Below are 15826 nucleotides of genomic sequence, written 5' to 3' on the forward strand. Positions count from 1 at the left end.
GCAAATTACTTGTAAGTTACCTCAAGCTTTACTTCCAGCTCCAGCGAGCCTCCCGGTTCGATGGCCCGGAAGCCCGTCACCTCGGCCGGTTGATCGATATTCGGCGCGTTGGTGACCCAAGTGTACGGCTCCAGGCAGATGAAATCCCGGGCTTCGCCCTTCGTATAAACGACCCATTGCTTGAACAGATCGGAACCGCTGTAGCGGATATCCGCCTTCGGGCCGGACAGCACGGCGAGACAAGGGTAGTCCCCGATCTGGAACACGGTGTCCATGTCGTGGCCTTTCAACACGTCGCCTTCGGGCAGCTTCGCGTACCTGTCGCTGAGCGGAGCGATATGGCCGAGAGGCACGTTCGTTTCGTCCAGCTCCCAGATGCCGCTTGCCGGCAGCTGCAGCGTCCAGTTCTCCGGCTCGCCGTCCAGCAAAAACCACGTATGCAGCCCGTAACCGAACGGAGCGGATGTTTGGCCGCGGTTGGTCACTTTCAGCAGATGACGGAGTGTGCTGCCCCGCAGCTCGTAAGTCACTTCAAGTTCCAGCTCGTGCGGGAACTGATGCTGCACGTGTGCATCGTCGGCAAGACGAAAAACGGACGTGATGTAGAGGGCCCCGTCCTTTTCGCCGCTGGCAAGCACGGTCCAGGGCTGGCTCTTGATCACGCCATGAATATGATTACCCTGCACGTTATTGATCTCCAATTGGTAGCTGCGGCCCTCGAACGTGAAGTGGCCTTCGCGGATGCGGTTCGGCGGCATCAGAATCGGCGTGCCGTATTGCACCGGCTCGGCGGCCATCTCGGCCGGCGAGGCCGGGACGCGCAGCATTTCGCGCTCCAGCGTTTTATCCCAAATGCTGTAGACGTTGTTGCCGACGGACGGACAAATGCTGACGATCAGGTGGTCGTTTTCGAGCGTATAGGCGGGGGTTCCCTGCCAGTCGATCTGCTTAATTATCATTCCGAAGTTCTCCTTTGCCCGGTAAAATAGTCCGATCATAAATCGCTTCCATTGTACCAGAGGAGCCGGAGACTGTCACCCACGGAAAATTGTTTTGATTAGGCGCCGAAATCGAAGTTCGGATATACGTACGGAGCTTTGGCCGGCTCGGCTTTGGCGACTTTCTCGACCTTCAGTACCATGATGTCGGCATCGTTCAGCTTTGTTTTTTGAATCGTGCCGGTGACCGTGACCCAGCTATCGTCCGCCAGCGTATTGGCCCGGTCGTATTCAACCAGCACCCCGAACGGGGCGGCGTCCGCGGAGCAGCATTGGATGGAGAAGCGCGCTACGACGAACTGGTTGCTTTTCATTTCCTCCTGCCGGTAAACGAAGCCGGTGAGCTGCAGCTTTTTGCCGACGAACCGGTCGAGATACAGGTCGACGGACGTCAGCGTCTCGATGAACAAGTCTTCTTTCACCGTAATCAAATCGGACTTGTAGAGCTGCTTCGCATATTTGGCGTACTGCTGGGTAAATTTATCCGCGGGAAACAGCTCCCCGTCCGCAGGCGCCGCCGCTTGGGTCCCGGGTGTTTGAGCGCTTGGAGCAGCGGGGGTGGCATCCGTACCCGCGGGAGTCCCTGCCGGGGCGCTTCCGGTTCCGGTCTCCGTGCCGCTTCCTGCGGCGGTTTCGCTGTCTTTTTTCACCGAGCTAGCGCTGCTGAGGTTCATCCCTTTCTTGGCGGCAAGGCTGCTGCCCATCGTGCTGTCGGGAAGCAGAAAGCCCAGCAGCAGCGGGAAGAAAAACAATCCGTACACGACGACGTTTTTGAACAGCGACCGTGACGGCGTGTGATCATGATCGCAATCGCAGACGGCGGCGGCCCGGCCGCGCCAGGTGCGAAGCGTCAAGTAGAGCTGGTAGGCGGCGACGGCGTACAGGGCGACGGCTGACCATTTGACGTAGTCGACCATCCGGGGCGCGATGTACAGCAGGATGCCGTCGGTTTTGACCAGATAGGCGATGTAGACAGCAAAGCCGAGCAGAATAACGGTTTTCAATGCATGATGCAGGCCCAGTACCCGAGAATTCACGGCACACACTCCTTTTTGCCTTGTTGGATGTCAATTTACATGAAAAAAATCCGTTCGTACAGCAGCGATGCGGCAAGCACGACAATGACCACCAGTGCGGACAGCAGGAGCACGAAGCGGGCGCGGAAGGCCGACAGCAGCATCAGCGTGCTTTTCAAATCGAGCATCGGACCGAAGACGAGAAACGTCAGCAGCGAACCGGTCGAGAAGGTTGCGGAAAACGACGAAGCGACGAAAGCATCCGAAGTGGAGCAGAGCGACAAGACGTACCCGAGGCCCATCATGAACAGATGGGACGTAAAGTCTCCTTGGCCGATGGATACGAGACTTTCGCGCGCGACGAACGTTTGAATGAGTGCCGTCAGAAATGCGCCGAAAATCAAATATTTCCCCATATCGAAAAACTCGTCCGAGGCGTGTCCGAGGACGCCGAGCAAACGGCCGGTGCGGCTGCGGCCATGCCCGTGATCGTGCGCATGATCATGGTCCGCATGGCTATGGGCATGCATATGGTCATGGTGCGTGTGGCTGTGAGTATGCGTATGCCCGTGATGGTGGGCATGGTCATGACGATGCATAGGGGATTGGTCATGCTCATGTGTATGCTCGTGCTCGTGCGCGCTATGCCGGGTATCGTGGCGCTCATGCCCGACTTGGGGGGCGCCGTACCCGTTGGCGCTAAGATCCGGCGCCGCCCCGCGGATCGGATTGCGCTTCACGAACCGGTACACAATAAGGCCGATCGCCGCCGCAACGACGAAGGCGAGCGCCATTCGGGAATAGGCGATCTCCGGCCGCGTGCGGAACGCCATGAAGGTTGCGGCGTATACAACGGGATTGATAATCGGACCGGCGAGAATGAAGACGACGGCCACATAGACCGGCATTCCCTTCAGCACCAGCCGGCGGATGACCGGCACCATGCCGCATTCGCACAGCGGAAAAATGATCCCGACGACGCAGGCGAACAGGATGCCGAGCACCGGATTTTTCGGCGTCAGCCGGCGGATGGTTTGCTCGGACACGAACATCTGCAGCAGGGCGGACACGAGCACGCCAAGCAGGACGAACGGCAGCGCTTCGAGGATAATGCTGATGAACAGCGTTTTGAAATTTTGCACGCCGGCGCTGCTTAAAAAAGACAAGTCCGGCGGCTGCTTTTGCGTATAAATGAGAACGAGCATCAGGATGCACAGCACGGCGAGAATGTTCGCAACCCACCGTTGGACGATTGTTTGCAAGGGGCATGTCTCCTTATTATTCGTAATTATTATTATATAGTATGCTTTCCGGTTCGTACATAGGACAAGTTTTTAAAGCTTTATGAAGGCTGGAAAAGCGCGTGGCTGCGGCGGAGGACGTTCCTGTTCCGATTCCGAGGTTGACAAGGGGGATGTCGTTTAGGTACAATGACGTCTAATAAGAGCGATGACGGGAATAAGTAGGTGGCAGGCAAGCTCTGCAGAGAGCCGGTGGGTGGTGCGAACCGGCGGGCGGCGGCCGATCGAATGGATCCCTGAGCTGAAGGTTGAACGTGCGCAGACGACCCGGGCCCGGGTAAGCTTAGATTCAGCGTTGCGCGCCGGTAGGCCGGTCCGGTTTCCTCCCCGTTACAGGAGGCTGAAGGCCCGCGGTATCTGTCTTGGACAGACGGTTGCGGGTAAATTAGGGTGGCACCACGGTCTCTCGTCCCTTGCGGCGGGAGGCCTTTTTGTTTTTCTCGGGAAGCTTCAGGCGAGATAAGATAAAGGAGGCGGACTGCGAAATGTCCAAATTGAGAGTATTGTCCGGCATGCAGCCCAGCGGTCAGCTGACGCTCGGCAACTATATCGGCGCATTGAAAAATTACGTAAAGCTTCAACATACGCACGATTGCTATTTTATGGTGGTGGACCTGCACGCCGTCACGGTGCCGCAGGATCCGGAAAAGCTGAAGGATCAGTCGGAAGCCGTCGCTGCGCTCTACCTGGCAGCAGGCATCGATCCGAACGTGGCGACCGTGTTCCTGCAATCGACCGTATCCGCGCATGCCGAGCTCGGCTGGCTGATGACGACGCTCACGTATATGGGCGAGCTGGAACGCATGACGCAGTTCAAAGACAAATCCGCCGGCAAGGAATCCGTCGGCGCCGGCCTGTTCACTTATCCGTCGCTGATGGCCGCCGACATTTTGCTGTACGATACGGCTCTTGTCCCGGTCGGCGACGACCAGACGCAGCATTTGGAGCTGACGCGCGATCTGGCGCACCGCTTCAATCAGCGTTACGGCGACACGTTTGCGATTCCGAAAGGCTACTTCCCTGAAGTAGGCGCACGGATTATGTCGTTGGATGACGCGTCCAAGAAGATGAGCAAGAGCAGCCCGAACGCCGGCAGCTACATTGCGATGCTGGATGCCCCGGACGTCATCCGCAAAAAAATAAGCCGGGCCGTAACCGACTCGGGGCGGGAAGTGAAGTTCGATCCGCAAAACAAACCGGAGGTTAGCAACTTGATCAGCATCTATGCCCAATGCGCGGACAAAACGATCGCGGAGATCGAAGCGCAGTACGAAGGGCAAGGCTACGGGCCGTTCAAGAAAGATTTGGCCGAAGCGGTCGTAGCTGCCTTGGAGCCGATCCAGCAGCGGTATGCGGAGATCCGCAGCTCGGGCGAGCTGTACGATATTTTGCGTCAAGGCAAAGAACGCGCGGGAGCGCAAGCGGAGCAAATGCTGAAGCGGGTTAAAGAAAAAATGGGCTACGTCGTTCTGTAGCCCATCCCAGGGCTTGTCCGGACGAAACTTCTTCGTCCCGGGCAAGCTCTTTTATTCGTTTCGTTTTCTCAATTTGGCTTTCACGATAAAGCCGGCTCCGATAAACAGCACCGACAACAAGCCGGACAGCGCAGCAAGCCAAGGCTTGCCCGTGGCCATAAAGTAGCTTATGCACGCGAGGAGCGCCGTGCCTCCGAAAGCAAAAAACAACCCTAATCCTTTCGTCATGTCGAGTCCGCACCTGCCTTTCCGATAAAATTTGAAACTCCGATTGATTTTTTCAAAAGGGAGTATAAGTTCAAGCATACGACACATAATAAGCTTGCAAGCTTGCAAATACATCAAAGACATCATCCCGTTGAAAGGAGTGCTGAACATGGGTGCAGGACAATCCCGCAGCAGCAATCAATTAGTTGTACCTCAAGCAAACCAAGCTTTGGAGCAATTGAAGTATGAGGTTGCTCAAGAACTGGGCATTCAAATTCCGCAAGACGGCTACTACGGTTACATGGCTTCCCGCGACACAGGCGCAATCGGTGGTCACATTACCCGCCGCTTGGTCCAAATCGCCGAGCAAGCCATCTCCGGCGGCGCAGCCCGCTAACCGCAGGGCTTTGGAACAAAGCTTCATGAATATAAGCTCAAGGAGAAATCCTTGAGCTTTTTTCCATGGCAGCAAAAAAAGAGGAGGATGAGCCCGCCTGTTAAGCGCCGCCCATCCGCAGCTTCTTTTCGAGCCGGGAATCGCTGACCCAGCCTACGTACGAATCGATCGGATTCAGCTTTTTGTCCAGCAGCAGCACCGCGACGAACGGATACTGCTTGCGGTGCCGGTAGCGCACGTCAGCCCAGCGCACCTCGTATCCCCAGGCGTGCTCCTTCAGCTCGGCGCAAGCATAGGAAGTAAAGTACAGGAAGCAGGCGACGTTCGGATGCGTCTTGGACGCCTCCACGGCAGGGTGGACGGCGCAGGAAACCCGATCAATCCAATTGATCTTGCGGTTTTTGAGCTCCCCGAGCTGGAACGAGCCGTCCTGCTTCCGCTTCACGATCTGCCACTGGTGCAGATGGACCGTCGGGATCAGCGTGTACCGGTCGCCGGACTCGTAAGTCGAATCCTGAAGGTGCAACCCTGACTCGAGCCGGTAATGGGTCCATGAGCGCCATATATAATAGAGGGCGAGGAAGACGTATAATATAGGAAACAGAATTTCCGGACGCATCAGATGCACCGACCATATGAAAATGGCGAGCACATGAGACGAGAAAATGACCGGGTCAAAAATGTGAATGATATTCCACGAGACCCATCGCTCCGAAATCGGGCGAAGCGCCTGGGTTCCATACGCGTTAAACAAATCGGTGAATACGTGAAACGCAACCGCAATAAACACCCACATCGTTACATGCCACATCGGCAAGGCGGGAAAGACAAGCCAGAGCATGCCGGAGATGAGCGCCGTCCAAAGCACCAAAGCAGGCAGCGAGTGGGATAAGCCACGGTGATTTTTAATGTAAGCGGCGTTTCCTTTCAGCCGCAGCAGCGTATCGGCATCGGGTGCCTGTGAGCCGGCCACCGTTCCGATCAGTACGGCTGTCGAAACCATCGGATCTGCTGCCACAACCGGATCGATATAAGCCAGGCCTGCAAGGCCGAGCCCGATCACTAGGTGTGTTCCGGTGTCCATGGACTAACCTCCTGAACGTCTAATTTTTCAATAGTCTACTCTAGCCCATTACTATTAGTGTATCATTTTCTTGTCCAAAATAAAGCAAAGGCTGTGAAAAAAATGTGTATCGTTTTTGTCGAATACCGAATTGATGAGTCATATCGCCCCCAATACTTGACATGGTCTCAGCGGCTGTGCGACGACTTCCCCCAGGTGGAGCTGTACGAAGGAACGGATCAGCCGGGGCTGTTCGTGGAGCTGTGGAGCGGACTTAGCGACGACCAATACCGGTTCATGCGGGCCGTCCGTACCCGGAAGGACGAATACGCCGCGGAACCGGGAGCGTGGGACGGGACCGATCCCGAACGTTGGGCGCCTCTCAAACAATGGGTGCCGGGCGGGTGTGTCAAAATCCATATTTGGCAGTTCCAAAAAGTCAAATAGTCCATTTTATAAGGTAAACATATCCATGGTTTCTTTCTCCCGATCGCGGTACCCTTACAATAGTCTTCAATTGCGACGGAGGAAAACGGATGGAGAATAACAATATATTCTGGTCTCATATCAAGCGGAACCGTCTGCCCTACCTAATGGGCTTTGCATTATTGTCCATATCGTCCATCCTGCAGCTGATCATTCCCTGGCTGCTTGGACGGTTTACGGATAGCCTCCAGACAGGCGCGCTGACCTACGATCAGGCGGTCCGTTTCGGCGTCTGGATGATTGCCGCAGGATTTGGTATCGCTTTCTTCCGGTCTGTTTCCCGCATTTATTTGTTCCGGCTGTCGCGGCAGTTGGAGATGCGGGTGCGCGGCGAGCTGTTCGTCCACTGGGAGAAGCTGTCGGCGCAATATTTCAACAATCAACGGATCGGGGATTTGATGTCGCATGCGATCAGTGATGTCGGTGTCATTCGCGAGGTGACGATGCAGGGATACTTCAACGTTATGGAAGCGGTGTTTCTGATCGTCGTTTCCGTTGCGGCCATGACGAGTTCGGTCAATCCTTGGCTAACGCTGCTGACGATGCTGCCTCTGCCGTTGCTCAGCCTGCTCGCCTACCGGTTCAACAAGCGGATCATGCAGCAATCGAAGGATATGCAGTCCGCGATCTCCGATTTGACGAGCCGCGTGCAGGAATTTACCGCGGGCATCCGGGTTGTTAAAGCATTCGTACAGGAAAAAGCGGAGCGGGAGCTGTTCACCCGGGATAACCGGCGGGCCGTCGAAATGAACCGGCGGTACGTGCGCTCGAACTCGTTATTCGGAGCGCTCAGCGCCGGGATTGTCGGGTTCAGCTTTCTCGTCTCGGTCGTGCTCGGCGGCATCATGGTACTGAAAGACATCATTACGCTCGGCGAATTCGTCGCTTTCAATACGTATTTGTCGCTGCTCATGGGACCGATCGAAAGCTTGGGCCGGGTCGTCAATTTGCTTCAGCGCGGGAAGGCTTCGGAGCTGCGGCTGCTGGAAATCTTCAATACGCAGCCGGACGTGGTGGACGACGTCATCGCGAAGCCGGAGATTCAAACGATCGGCGGCGAGATCGAGATCCGCGACTTGACATTCTCTTACCCTGAAGCGAAGCGGCCCTCCCTCCGGAACGTCTCGCTCAAGGTGCCGAAGGGCTCCAGCCTCGCCATCGTGGGCCGGGTCGGCAGCGGCAAAAGCACGCTGGTGCATCTGCTCGTGCGGCTGTACAACCCGCCGAAAGGGACGGTGTTGATCGACGGGCACGACATTCATGAAATTCCGCTGCGGACGCTGCGCGGCCAGATCGGCATCGTGCCGCAGGACCAGTTCCTGTTCTCGTCCACGATCCGGGACAACATCGGGTTCGATCCGAAGCCCTACAGTGACGAGCAGGTCGTGGAAGCGGCCAAGATCGCCCAAGTCTACGAAAATATCGTCGAATTTCCGAACCAGTTCGATACGGCGCTCGGCGAGCGCGGCATCTCGCTTTCAGGCGGCCAGCGCCAGCGGGTAAGCATCGCGAGGGCTGTGATCAAGAAGCCGTCGGTGCTGATCTTCGACGACAGTTTGTCCGCGGTCGATACGATCACGGAGGATCTGATCCTCGAAGGGCTCAAATCCGTGATGAACCGGCGCACGACGATCATTATCGGGCACCGGATCTCGTCGGTGCAGAGCGCCGACCAAATCGTCGTCATGGACGAAGGCCGCATCGTCGAGCGCGGCAATCACGAGCAATTGTTGGCCGTAAACGGCATTTACGCCGACATGTACCATAAGCAGCTGCTGGATCAGGAAGCCGAGCGGGAAGACGGACAGGAGCAAGAAGCCGCTGCTTCGCAGCTGATGCGGGGAGGGACGGGCGCATGAATATACACGCGGAAAAAAACGTCAAGACGATGAAAGACACGCAGCTGCTTACGAAGCTGCTGTCCTACGCCAAGCCGTATTGGCGAATGATCTTGCTGTGCATCGCGCTGGCTTTTCTGATCGTCGTCGCCGATCTGGCGCGGCCTTATCTCATTAAGGTGGCGATCGACGGCCATATCAACGGACTGCACAAGCCGATGCTGTCCGCGGAAGCGTCCCAGGCCGAGCGTCTGCGGAGCTACGGAGATGTGACGGAGTGGGACGGCAGGGCTTACGTCCGGCTCGAACCGGACGCAGCCGAGCGGACGGCCCGCCAGCCGGAGCTTGGAACGAAGCAGGCTCAGATTGTCCGGATCGACGGCAAAGACTGGTTCATTGCCGGCTGGATCGCCAAGCAGCCGGAGAAGGCGACCGTAGCGGAAGCGGGCGGCAAAGCGGAAGTGCGCGCCGGAGGGCAGACATTCGCCGCCGAGCCGCTGGACGCCGCCGCGCTGGAGGCGTTCCGCAAGCAGGATTACACCGGCTTCCTCTGGCTGGGCGTTGCTTTCCTTAGCGCGGTCGTCGTCGCGGCGCTGCTCAGCTACCTGCAAAGCAATCTGCTGCAGTATACGGGGCAGACGATCATTTTCAACATCCGGCAGCAGCTCTTTCAGCATGTAAGCCGCATGTCGATGTCCTACTTCGACCGCAATCCCGTCGGAAGGCTCGTCGTCCGCGTCACGCAGGATACGGAGTCGCTCAACCAACTGTATTCGCAGGTCGTCGTCAACTTGATCAAAGACGTCATCGTGCTGATTGGCATCGTCGTCGTCATGCTGCAGCTCAGCGTCAAGCTGGCGCTGCTGTCATTTGCGGTGCTGCCATTTCTGGCCGTGCTGACGTTCTGGTACCGGTCGGTCATCCGGGACGCCCAGCGAAAATCGCGGGTGATCCTGTCGCGGCTCAATTCGTTTCTGGCGGAAAACTTGTCCGGCATCCGGATTACGCAATTGTTTATCCGCGAAGAGCGGCAATGGGAGCAGTTCGATCATCACAATACGGAATATTACCGGGCGGGGATGCGAGGAACGGTCATCAACTCGATCTTTCAGCCGGCCATCGGCTTCCTCGGCAATCTGGCTATCGCGCTGCTTCTCTGGTACGGCGGCGCCAGCGTCATCGACGGCGGCCTGACCTTCGGGATCGTGTATGCTTTCACGCATTACGTGCGGCAGTTTTTCCAGCCGCTCCAGAGCTTGGCGGAGAAGTACAACCAGATTCAGACGGCGATGGTCGGCGCGGAGCGCATCTTCGAGACGCTCGGCGAGAAGCCAGCGATCGTCGACCCGGAGCGGCCGAAGCGGCTGCCGAAGGAAATTCGCGGGGAAATCGCGTTCGAGAACGTATGGTTCGCGTATAACGGGGAAGATTGGGTGCTGAAGGATGTCAGCTTCACGATCCAGCCGGGACAGACGGTGGCGTTCGTCGGTGCAACCGGGGCGGGCAAAAGCTCGATCATCCAATTGATCAACCGGTTCTACGACATTCAAAAGGGCAGCATCAAGCTCGACGGCGTCGATATCCGCGACATCCCGCTGGATGACCTGCGCCATTACATCGGCATCGTGCAGCAGGACGTATTCCTGTTCACCGGAGACATCGCCTCGAATATTCGGCTGAACCACCCGGAGATTACCGACGAGCAAGTCGTCGTCGCGGCCCGGATGGTTCATATGGACGAATTTATCCGCAGCCTGCCCGGCGGCTACAAGACGCTGCTCGGCGAGCGCGGCATCAATCTGTCGCTCGGCCAGCGCCAGCTGCTGTCGTTCGCCCGCGCCATCGCGTTCCGCCCGCAGATTCTCATTCTCGACGAAGCGACGTCGAACATCGATACGGAAACGGAGCTTATCGTGCAGGACGCGCTGATGAACATCTCCGAAGGCCGGACGACACTGATCGTGGCGCACCGCTTGTCGACGATCCAGCATGCCGACCAGATCATCGTCATGCACAAGGGCAAGGTCCGCGAGACCGGAAACCATTATCAGCTTCTCGCGCAGCGGGGGTACTATTACCGTCTGTTCGAGCTTCAGTATAAGGAGCAGAAGCCGGTACCGAAGGCAAGGTAAGGGAGCCGGAATAGGCTGCCCAAAAAACTATTATCAAATTTGAAAAGACAGACTGCAAAGAATGACCTTGGCAGCCTGTCTTCCTCATTTATTTGGAAGCCGGCAGCTCGATTCTGGTTTCCAATCCCTTGATGTACTGATCTTCCTTTACGTTCTCCGTGAAATCATCCTTGATGACGAATGGCTTCAAAATCAAGTATTTGGTCGTCCCGGACGTTGAGGCGTATCGTCTGTCATAGTTCAGCCGGTTTCCTTCATACTTCCCGTCCCCGTGTAGGGCAGGCAGTTGGCGGCCTTGATCGTCAAAAATGGCTATACCGAAACGCCGTAATTTGTATTCGTCCTCCTGTTCCAATGACTGCACGTTGTTCAATGCAATCGAATAGTTAACACGTGTTGTCAAGGGTGTCACCTGCAAGTCGGTGACGGAGAAAGTAAACTCGTTCTTGGTTACAACCACATTCGGATGAACATTGATTATGTTATCTGTGGTTTTACAGAAGGGGACATCCAGTTTAATTCATGGTCGATTCCCTCCAAGATGATCGTGACCTCGGCGTTGAAAGAATCGGGAATGGACCGAGACGATTTTCGACGGCAGCCGGGCCGCTTTTCTAGTTCATGTGACGGCTCCCAATCTGAAAAACGGAAAATATGATAACGGAAAAGAGTTGGTAAAACTCAGCAGTGCAATTCAAAATGTATTTTTCACAGTAAACGGAAAACGGCAGGGCGATCCAGTGAGTAAACTACGGTAAGCGAAGCAGCCTGCGAGAATCGTATTGCATTGATTGATCAGAATACGGAAGATCCAGGTTTTAAAAAATTTAGGCTCACGAAGGGCATGGATCGATTGATAGGCTTTCAAAATGGTTTCTTGCAGGGCATCCGCGGCATTCTCGTCTTTATCCAAGATGGATTTGGCCATACGGTATAAAGATTCCTCAAAGTGCTTAACAAGGCTGATAAAAGCATCACGGTTACCTGTTGTCGCTTGAACAGCAAGTTTGTTACATCCACTTCACACTCCTTTTTTTTATTTTGTATTTTATACTAATTAGACAGATCCAGTCGCTATATGGTCACATTTCATTTACACTATTCTGCTTATCCATCCCCCAACATCGTTGACCATAAATAATTTAAATAGTAACAATAGACGATTTCAATTTTTGAATCCGCTGAAGCTATGATACATTCGAGATGTCATCGAGAGGGATGACTTGGAAAGAAAGCGCTACCTTTATTGGAAAACATCATATTATGTAAAAAAAACTGTATGAAAACGAGGAATTCTCTATGATTACTACAAAAAACAGCAACGATATTTCACTTATCGGAGTGCCGCTTCAGCTCGGTGCCAATCGTTCTGGTGTAGACATGGGGCCGACTGCGATTCGAAGTTCAAATATTCAAGCTAGGCTGGAAGCGTTGGGTTTCCGCGTCAGTGATTGGGGCGATATCGAGGTTAACCGCTTGCAGGACAGGTGTGATCCTGATGAAAAATTAAAGTATTTGGCGGAAATCGTTCGCGTTAACACGAAATTGGCCGAAGTGGTGGCCCAAGAGATGGGAAAAGGCCGGTTTCCTCTCGTCATCGGCGGAGATCATAGTATTGCTATCGGTACAATTAAAGGTATCCTGCAGCATGTGACTAAGCTTGGTGTCATTTGGTTCGACGCGCATACGGATGTGAATACGGAGTTTACCACCACTTCGGGCCACATTCATGGAATGTCGCTGGCTGTATTGTTAGGTCACGGGCATCCAAGTCTTACTTCTATCAGGGGAGCGCACAAGAAATTAGATCCGCGCAACGTTGTTATTATCGGGGCGAGATCGATCGATCCGGGCGAAAGGCTGTTTTTGAAGGAGCAAGGCATTCGCGTATTTACGATGTATGACATCGACAAATATGGCATGAAAACGGTCATGGATGAGGCGTTAGAGCGGGTTTCGGCAGGCACGGACGGTATTCACCTCAGTCTGGATTTGGACGGGATGGACCCTCGGGAAGCGCCCGGTGTTGGAACGCCTGTGGAGGGCGGGATTACTTATAGAGAGAGTCATTTTGCTATGGAATATCTGCATGAACATGGCGCTCTTGTCTCGGCGGAAATTGTAGAAGTGAATCCGATGCTCGATGTGAACAACAGGACGGCCAAATCCGCTGTCGACTTGGCCGGCTCGCTTTTTGGAGAACGAATTCTATAAATAAAATCATTTTGATCGGGAGGCCCTGCCATGACACAGACAAAACAAATTATTGAACAGACTGAAAAATACGGAGCTGCAAATTATCGTCCGCTGCCTATCGTTATATCTAAAGCTGAGGGAGTATGGGTTGAAGATCCGGAAGGCAACAAATATATGGATATGCTAAGTGCCTACTCCGCGTTAAATCATGGGCACAGACACCCCAAAATCATTCAAGCGTTGAAGGATCAAGCGGATAAAGTTACTTTGACATCCCGCGCGTTTCACAATGACCAGCTAGGGACATTTTACGAAAAACTGTCGCAGCTGACGGGAAAAAGCATGATCCTTCCGATGAATACGGGTGCAGAGGCCGTGGAAACGGCGATCAAAGCCATTCGGCGCTGGGCGTACGGCGTGAAAAAAGTGCCTGCCAATCAAGCTGAAATTATTGTTTGCGAAGGCAATTTCCATGGACGTACGATTACGATTACTTCTTTTTCCTCAGAGGAAGAATATAAGGCTGGATTCGGGCCTTTCACACCCGGCTTCAAAATTATTCCGTACGGCGATCTGGAAGCTTTGAAAAATGCGATTTCGCCGAATACGGCTGCATTTTTGTTCGAGCCGATTCAAGGAGAAGCGGGCATCAATATTCCGCCAACCGGATTTATCCAAGGAGCGCAAAGGCTTTGCAAGGAAAATAATGTCTTGTTCGTTGCTGATGAAATTCAAACGGGCTTCGGGCGCACAGGCAAGTTGTTCGCTTGCGACTGGGAGAATGTGAAGCCGGATATGTACATTTTGGGTAAAGCATTGGGCGGAGGGGTGTTTCCGATTTCTGCGGTCGCTGCTGACCAGGACATTCTCGGCGTGTTTAACCCGGGTTCTCACGGCTCTACTTTTGGCGGCAATCCGTTAGGCTGTGCAGTTGCAATTACAGCATTGGATGTTCTGCAAGAAGAGGATTTGGTTCGTCGTTCCGAACAATCGGGACAATATTTTATGAATAAGCTAAAAGAGATCAAAAGCAGCAAATTGAAGGAAATTCGCGGCCGCGGCTTATTTATCGGGCTTGAATTGAACGAAACGGCGCGTCCTTATTGCGAAAAGCTGAAAGAGCTGGGCCTGCTGTGCAAAGAAACGCATGAAACGACGATTCGGTTTGCTCCACCGTTAAATATTTCGCAAGAAAATTTGAATTGGGCGCTTGAACGAATTGTATCGGTTTTTCATGAAGTAGAAGCTGCAACCCAGTAAGGATGCCTTTCAATCGCCAAAGCTCATGAGTGTATGGTGCAGAATAAGGAGGCGAATTCATCATAGAACAGAGGATACATGGTGTGACCGAGTTGCAGCGCACGATGAAGAGCAGGCATGTATATATGATTTCACTCGGCGGAGTTATTGGCACAGGGCTGTTTATCAGTTCAGGCTATACGATTAGTCAGGCGGGACCCGGCGGTTCTATTCTCGCGTATTTGGTGGTCGGACTCATTATGTATCTCGTTATGATGTGCCTTGGCGAATTATCCGTTGCCATGCCTGAATCAGGCTCTTTTCAAACGTATGCGACCAAATATATCGGACCTGCTACAGGATTTACGGTCGGTTGGTTATACTGGTTTGGTTGGGTGATTACATTAGGCTCTGAGGTTACAGCTTCCGGGTTAATCATGAAGCGCTGGTTTCCTGACGTACCGACTTGGATCTGGTGTACCCTCTTTGTGATTGTGCTCTTTTTACTGAATGCTCTTTCTACAAGAGCATACGCCGAGACGGAATACTGGTTTGCGAGTATTAAACTATTTACCATCATAGCATTTATTGTTTTAGGCGGTGCTGCTATGTTTGGGTTTATTCACATGAAAGGTTATTCGTCTGCGCCTATGTTTTCTAATTTTACGGGAGAAGGCGGTTTATTTCCTCATGGCTTAGGCGGCGTGTTGATGTCGATGGTTACGGTTAATTTTGCTTTTCAGGGCAGTGAGCTTGTTGGAATTGCCGCGGGAGAAAGCAAAGATCCGGAGACTTCCGTGCCCAAAGCCATTCGAAATACAGTCTGGCGAATTATTTTATTTTTCCTGTTATCCATTTTCGTTGTCTCGGGATTAATTTCGTGGAAAGAAGCGGGAGTCATTGAAAGCCCGTTTGTTATGGTTTTTGACAATATCGGTGTTCCTTATTCTGCTGACATTATGAATTTTGTTATATTAACTGCTCTATTGTCCGTTGCGAATTCGGGACTATATGCTTCATCCCGCATGCTTTGGGCTCTTTCAAGAAATAAAATGGCTCCTGCCGGTCTAGGAAAATTAACAGCAAGAGGAGTACCGCTAAATGCATTAATCATTAGTGTCGGTATTGCCTGCTTGTCGCTGTTATCTAGCGTTTATGCAGCAGATACCGTTTATCTATGGCTAGTTTCGCTTGCCGGATTGACCGCTATTATGGCTTGGATGGCTATAGCCGCTTCTCAATATATGTTCCGAAAAAAATTTCTCAAGCAAGGCGGACGTCTTACTGACTTGAAATACCGTACCCCGTTGTATCCCTTTATTCCAATAGCGGCCTTCATCCTATGTACAGTTGCTTGCATCGGGCTTGCCTTTGATCCGAATCAACGGCTTGCGCTGTACTGCGCAGTGCCATTTGTTATTTTTTGTTATGTTATTTATCACATGAAGTATAAGAAAAAAATTGTAAAATAATAAAAA

General features: G+C 53.4%; 15 protein-coding genes. 8 read left to right on the plus strand and 7 right to left on the minus strand.

Annotated elements, in window-relative coordinates; translation table 11 throughout:
- Nucleotides 1-5: 5 nt before the first annotated feature.
- The 3 genes from NI000_RS09115 to NI000_RS09125 form a co-directional block, all read right to left on the minus strand.
- Nucleotides 6-959, minus strand: coding sequence for an aldose 1-epimerase (locus NI000_RS09115; RefSeq protein ID WP_253409759.1), 954 nt, complete (start codon nt 957-959; stop codon nt 6-8).
- A gap of 98 nt (nt 960-1057) precedes the next feature.
- Nucleotides 1058-2035 carry a TIGR03943 family putative permease subunit gene (locus NI000_RS09120; protein WP_253409761.1) on the minus strand — a complete coding sequence of 326 codons (978 nt, stop codon included), beginning with the start codon at nt 2033-2035 and terminating at the stop codon, nt 1058-1060.
- Between the two features lie 35 nt (nt 2036-2070).
- Nucleotides 2071-3276, minus strand: a complete 1206-nt coding sequence (locus tag NI000_RS09125; RefSeq protein ID WP_253409763.1) for a permease — start codon at nt 3274-3276, stop codon at nt 2071-2073.
- 524 nt (nt 3277-3800) lie between these two features.
- Here NI000_RS09125 and trpS point away from each other — a divergent pair.
- Nucleotides 3801-4790, plus strand: a complete 990-nt coding sequence (gene trpS, locus NI000_RS09130; protein WP_253409765.1) for a tryptophan--tRNA ligase — start codon at nt 3801-3803, stop codon at nt 4788-4790.
- Nucleotides 4791-4841: 51 nt separating this feature from the next.
- On the opposite strand, the gene NI000_RS09135 is transcribed toward trpS, so the two are convergent.
- Complete coding sequence (locus NI000_RS09135; protein WP_253409766.1) at nt 4842-5018, minus strand: hypothetical protein; 177 nt, start codon at nt 5016-5018, stop codon at nt 4842-4844.
- 148 nt (nt 5019-5166) lie between these two features.
- Here NI000_RS09135 and NI000_RS09140 point away from each other — a divergent pair, with 148 nt between their 5' ends.
- Nucleotides 5167-5394, plus strand: coding sequence for an alpha/beta-type small acid-soluble spore protein (locus NI000_RS09140; protein WP_036693330.1), 228 nt, complete (start codon nt 5167-5169; stop codon nt 5392-5394).
- Between the two features lie 100 nt (nt 5395-5494).
- Here NI000_RS09140 and NI000_RS09145 read toward each other — a convergent pair whose 3' ends face one another.
- Nucleotides 5495-6478 (minus strand): metal-dependent hydrolase, encoded by a 984-nt coding sequence (locus tag NI000_RS09145; protein ID WP_253409768.1) that lies wholly within the window; start codon nt 6476-6478, stop codon nt 5495-5497.
- 156 nt (nt 6479-6634) lie between these two features.
- Between NI000_RS09145 and NI000_RS09150 the strand changes: the two genes are divergently transcribed.
- The 3 genes from NI000_RS09150 (at nt 6635) to NI000_RS09160 (ending at nt 10913) form a co-directional block, all read left to right on the plus strand.
- The gene (locus NI000_RS09150; protein WP_253409770.1) at nt 6635-6904 is read left to right on the plus strand and encodes a hypothetical protein; all 270 of its coding nucleotides are present in this window, start codon (nt 6635-6637) and stop codon (nt 6902-6904) included.
- 89 nt (nt 6905-6993) lie between these two features.
- Nucleotides 6994-8802, plus strand: coding sequence for an ABC transporter ATP-binding protein (locus NI000_RS09155; RefSeq protein ID WP_253409772.1), 1809 nt, complete (start codon nt 6994-6996; stop codon nt 8800-8802).
- Entirely contained in the window at nt 8799-10913 is a 2115-nt protein-coding gene (locus tag NI000_RS09160) for an ABC transporter ATP-binding protein (protein WP_253409774.1), read from the plus strand. The genes NI000_RS09155 and NI000_RS09160 overlap by 4 nt, the downstream gene beginning before the upstream one ends.
- A gap of 88 nt (nt 10914-11001) precedes the next feature.
- On the opposite strand, the gene NI000_RS09165 is transcribed toward NI000_RS09160, so the two are convergent.
- Together NI000_RS09165 and NI000_RS09170 are read right to left on the minus strand one after the other, a co-directional pair.
- Nucleotides 11002-11433: a DUF5643 domain-containing protein gene (locus tag NI000_RS09165; RefSeq protein ID WP_309247882.1), complete on the minus strand. Its 432-nt coding sequence runs from the start codon at nt 11431-11433 to the stop codon at nt 11002-11004.
- A 174-nt stretch (nt 11434-11607) separates the two neighbouring features.
- A complete protein-coding gene (locus NI000_RS09170; protein WP_309247883.1) occupies nt 11608-11880 on the minus strand; it encodes a sigma factor in 273 nt (90 codons plus the stop codon).
- Nucleotides 11881-12212: 332 nt separating this feature from the next.
- Between NI000_RS09170 and rocF the strand changes: the two genes are divergently transcribed.
- The 3 genes from rocF (at nt 12213) to NI000_RS09185 (ending at nt 15820) form a co-directional block, all read left to right on the plus strand.
- Nucleotides 12213-13127: an arginase gene (gene rocF, locus NI000_RS09175; RefSeq protein WP_253409779.1), complete on the plus strand. Its 915-nt coding sequence runs from the start codon at nt 12213-12215 to the stop codon at nt 13125-13127.
- 30 nt (nt 13128-13157) lie between these two features.
- On the plus strand, nt 13158-14369 hold the full coding sequence (locus NI000_RS09180) for an ornithine--oxo-acid transaminase (RefSeq protein WP_253409781.1): 1212 nt from the start codon (nt 13158-13160) through the stop codon (nt 14367-14369).
- Between the two features lie 104 nt (nt 14370-14473).
- Complete coding sequence (locus NI000_RS09185) at nt 14474-15820, plus strand: amino acid permease (protein WP_253410177.1); 1347 nt, start codon at nt 14474-14476, stop codon at nt 15818-15820.
- Nucleotides 15821-15826: the final 6 nt, after the last annotated feature.

This window comes from Paenibacillus tyrphae (assembly GCF_024158745.1).
Classification (GTDB): Bacteria; Bacillota; Bacilli; order Paenibacillales; family NBRC-103111; genus Paenibacillus_G; species Paenibacillus_G tyrfis_A.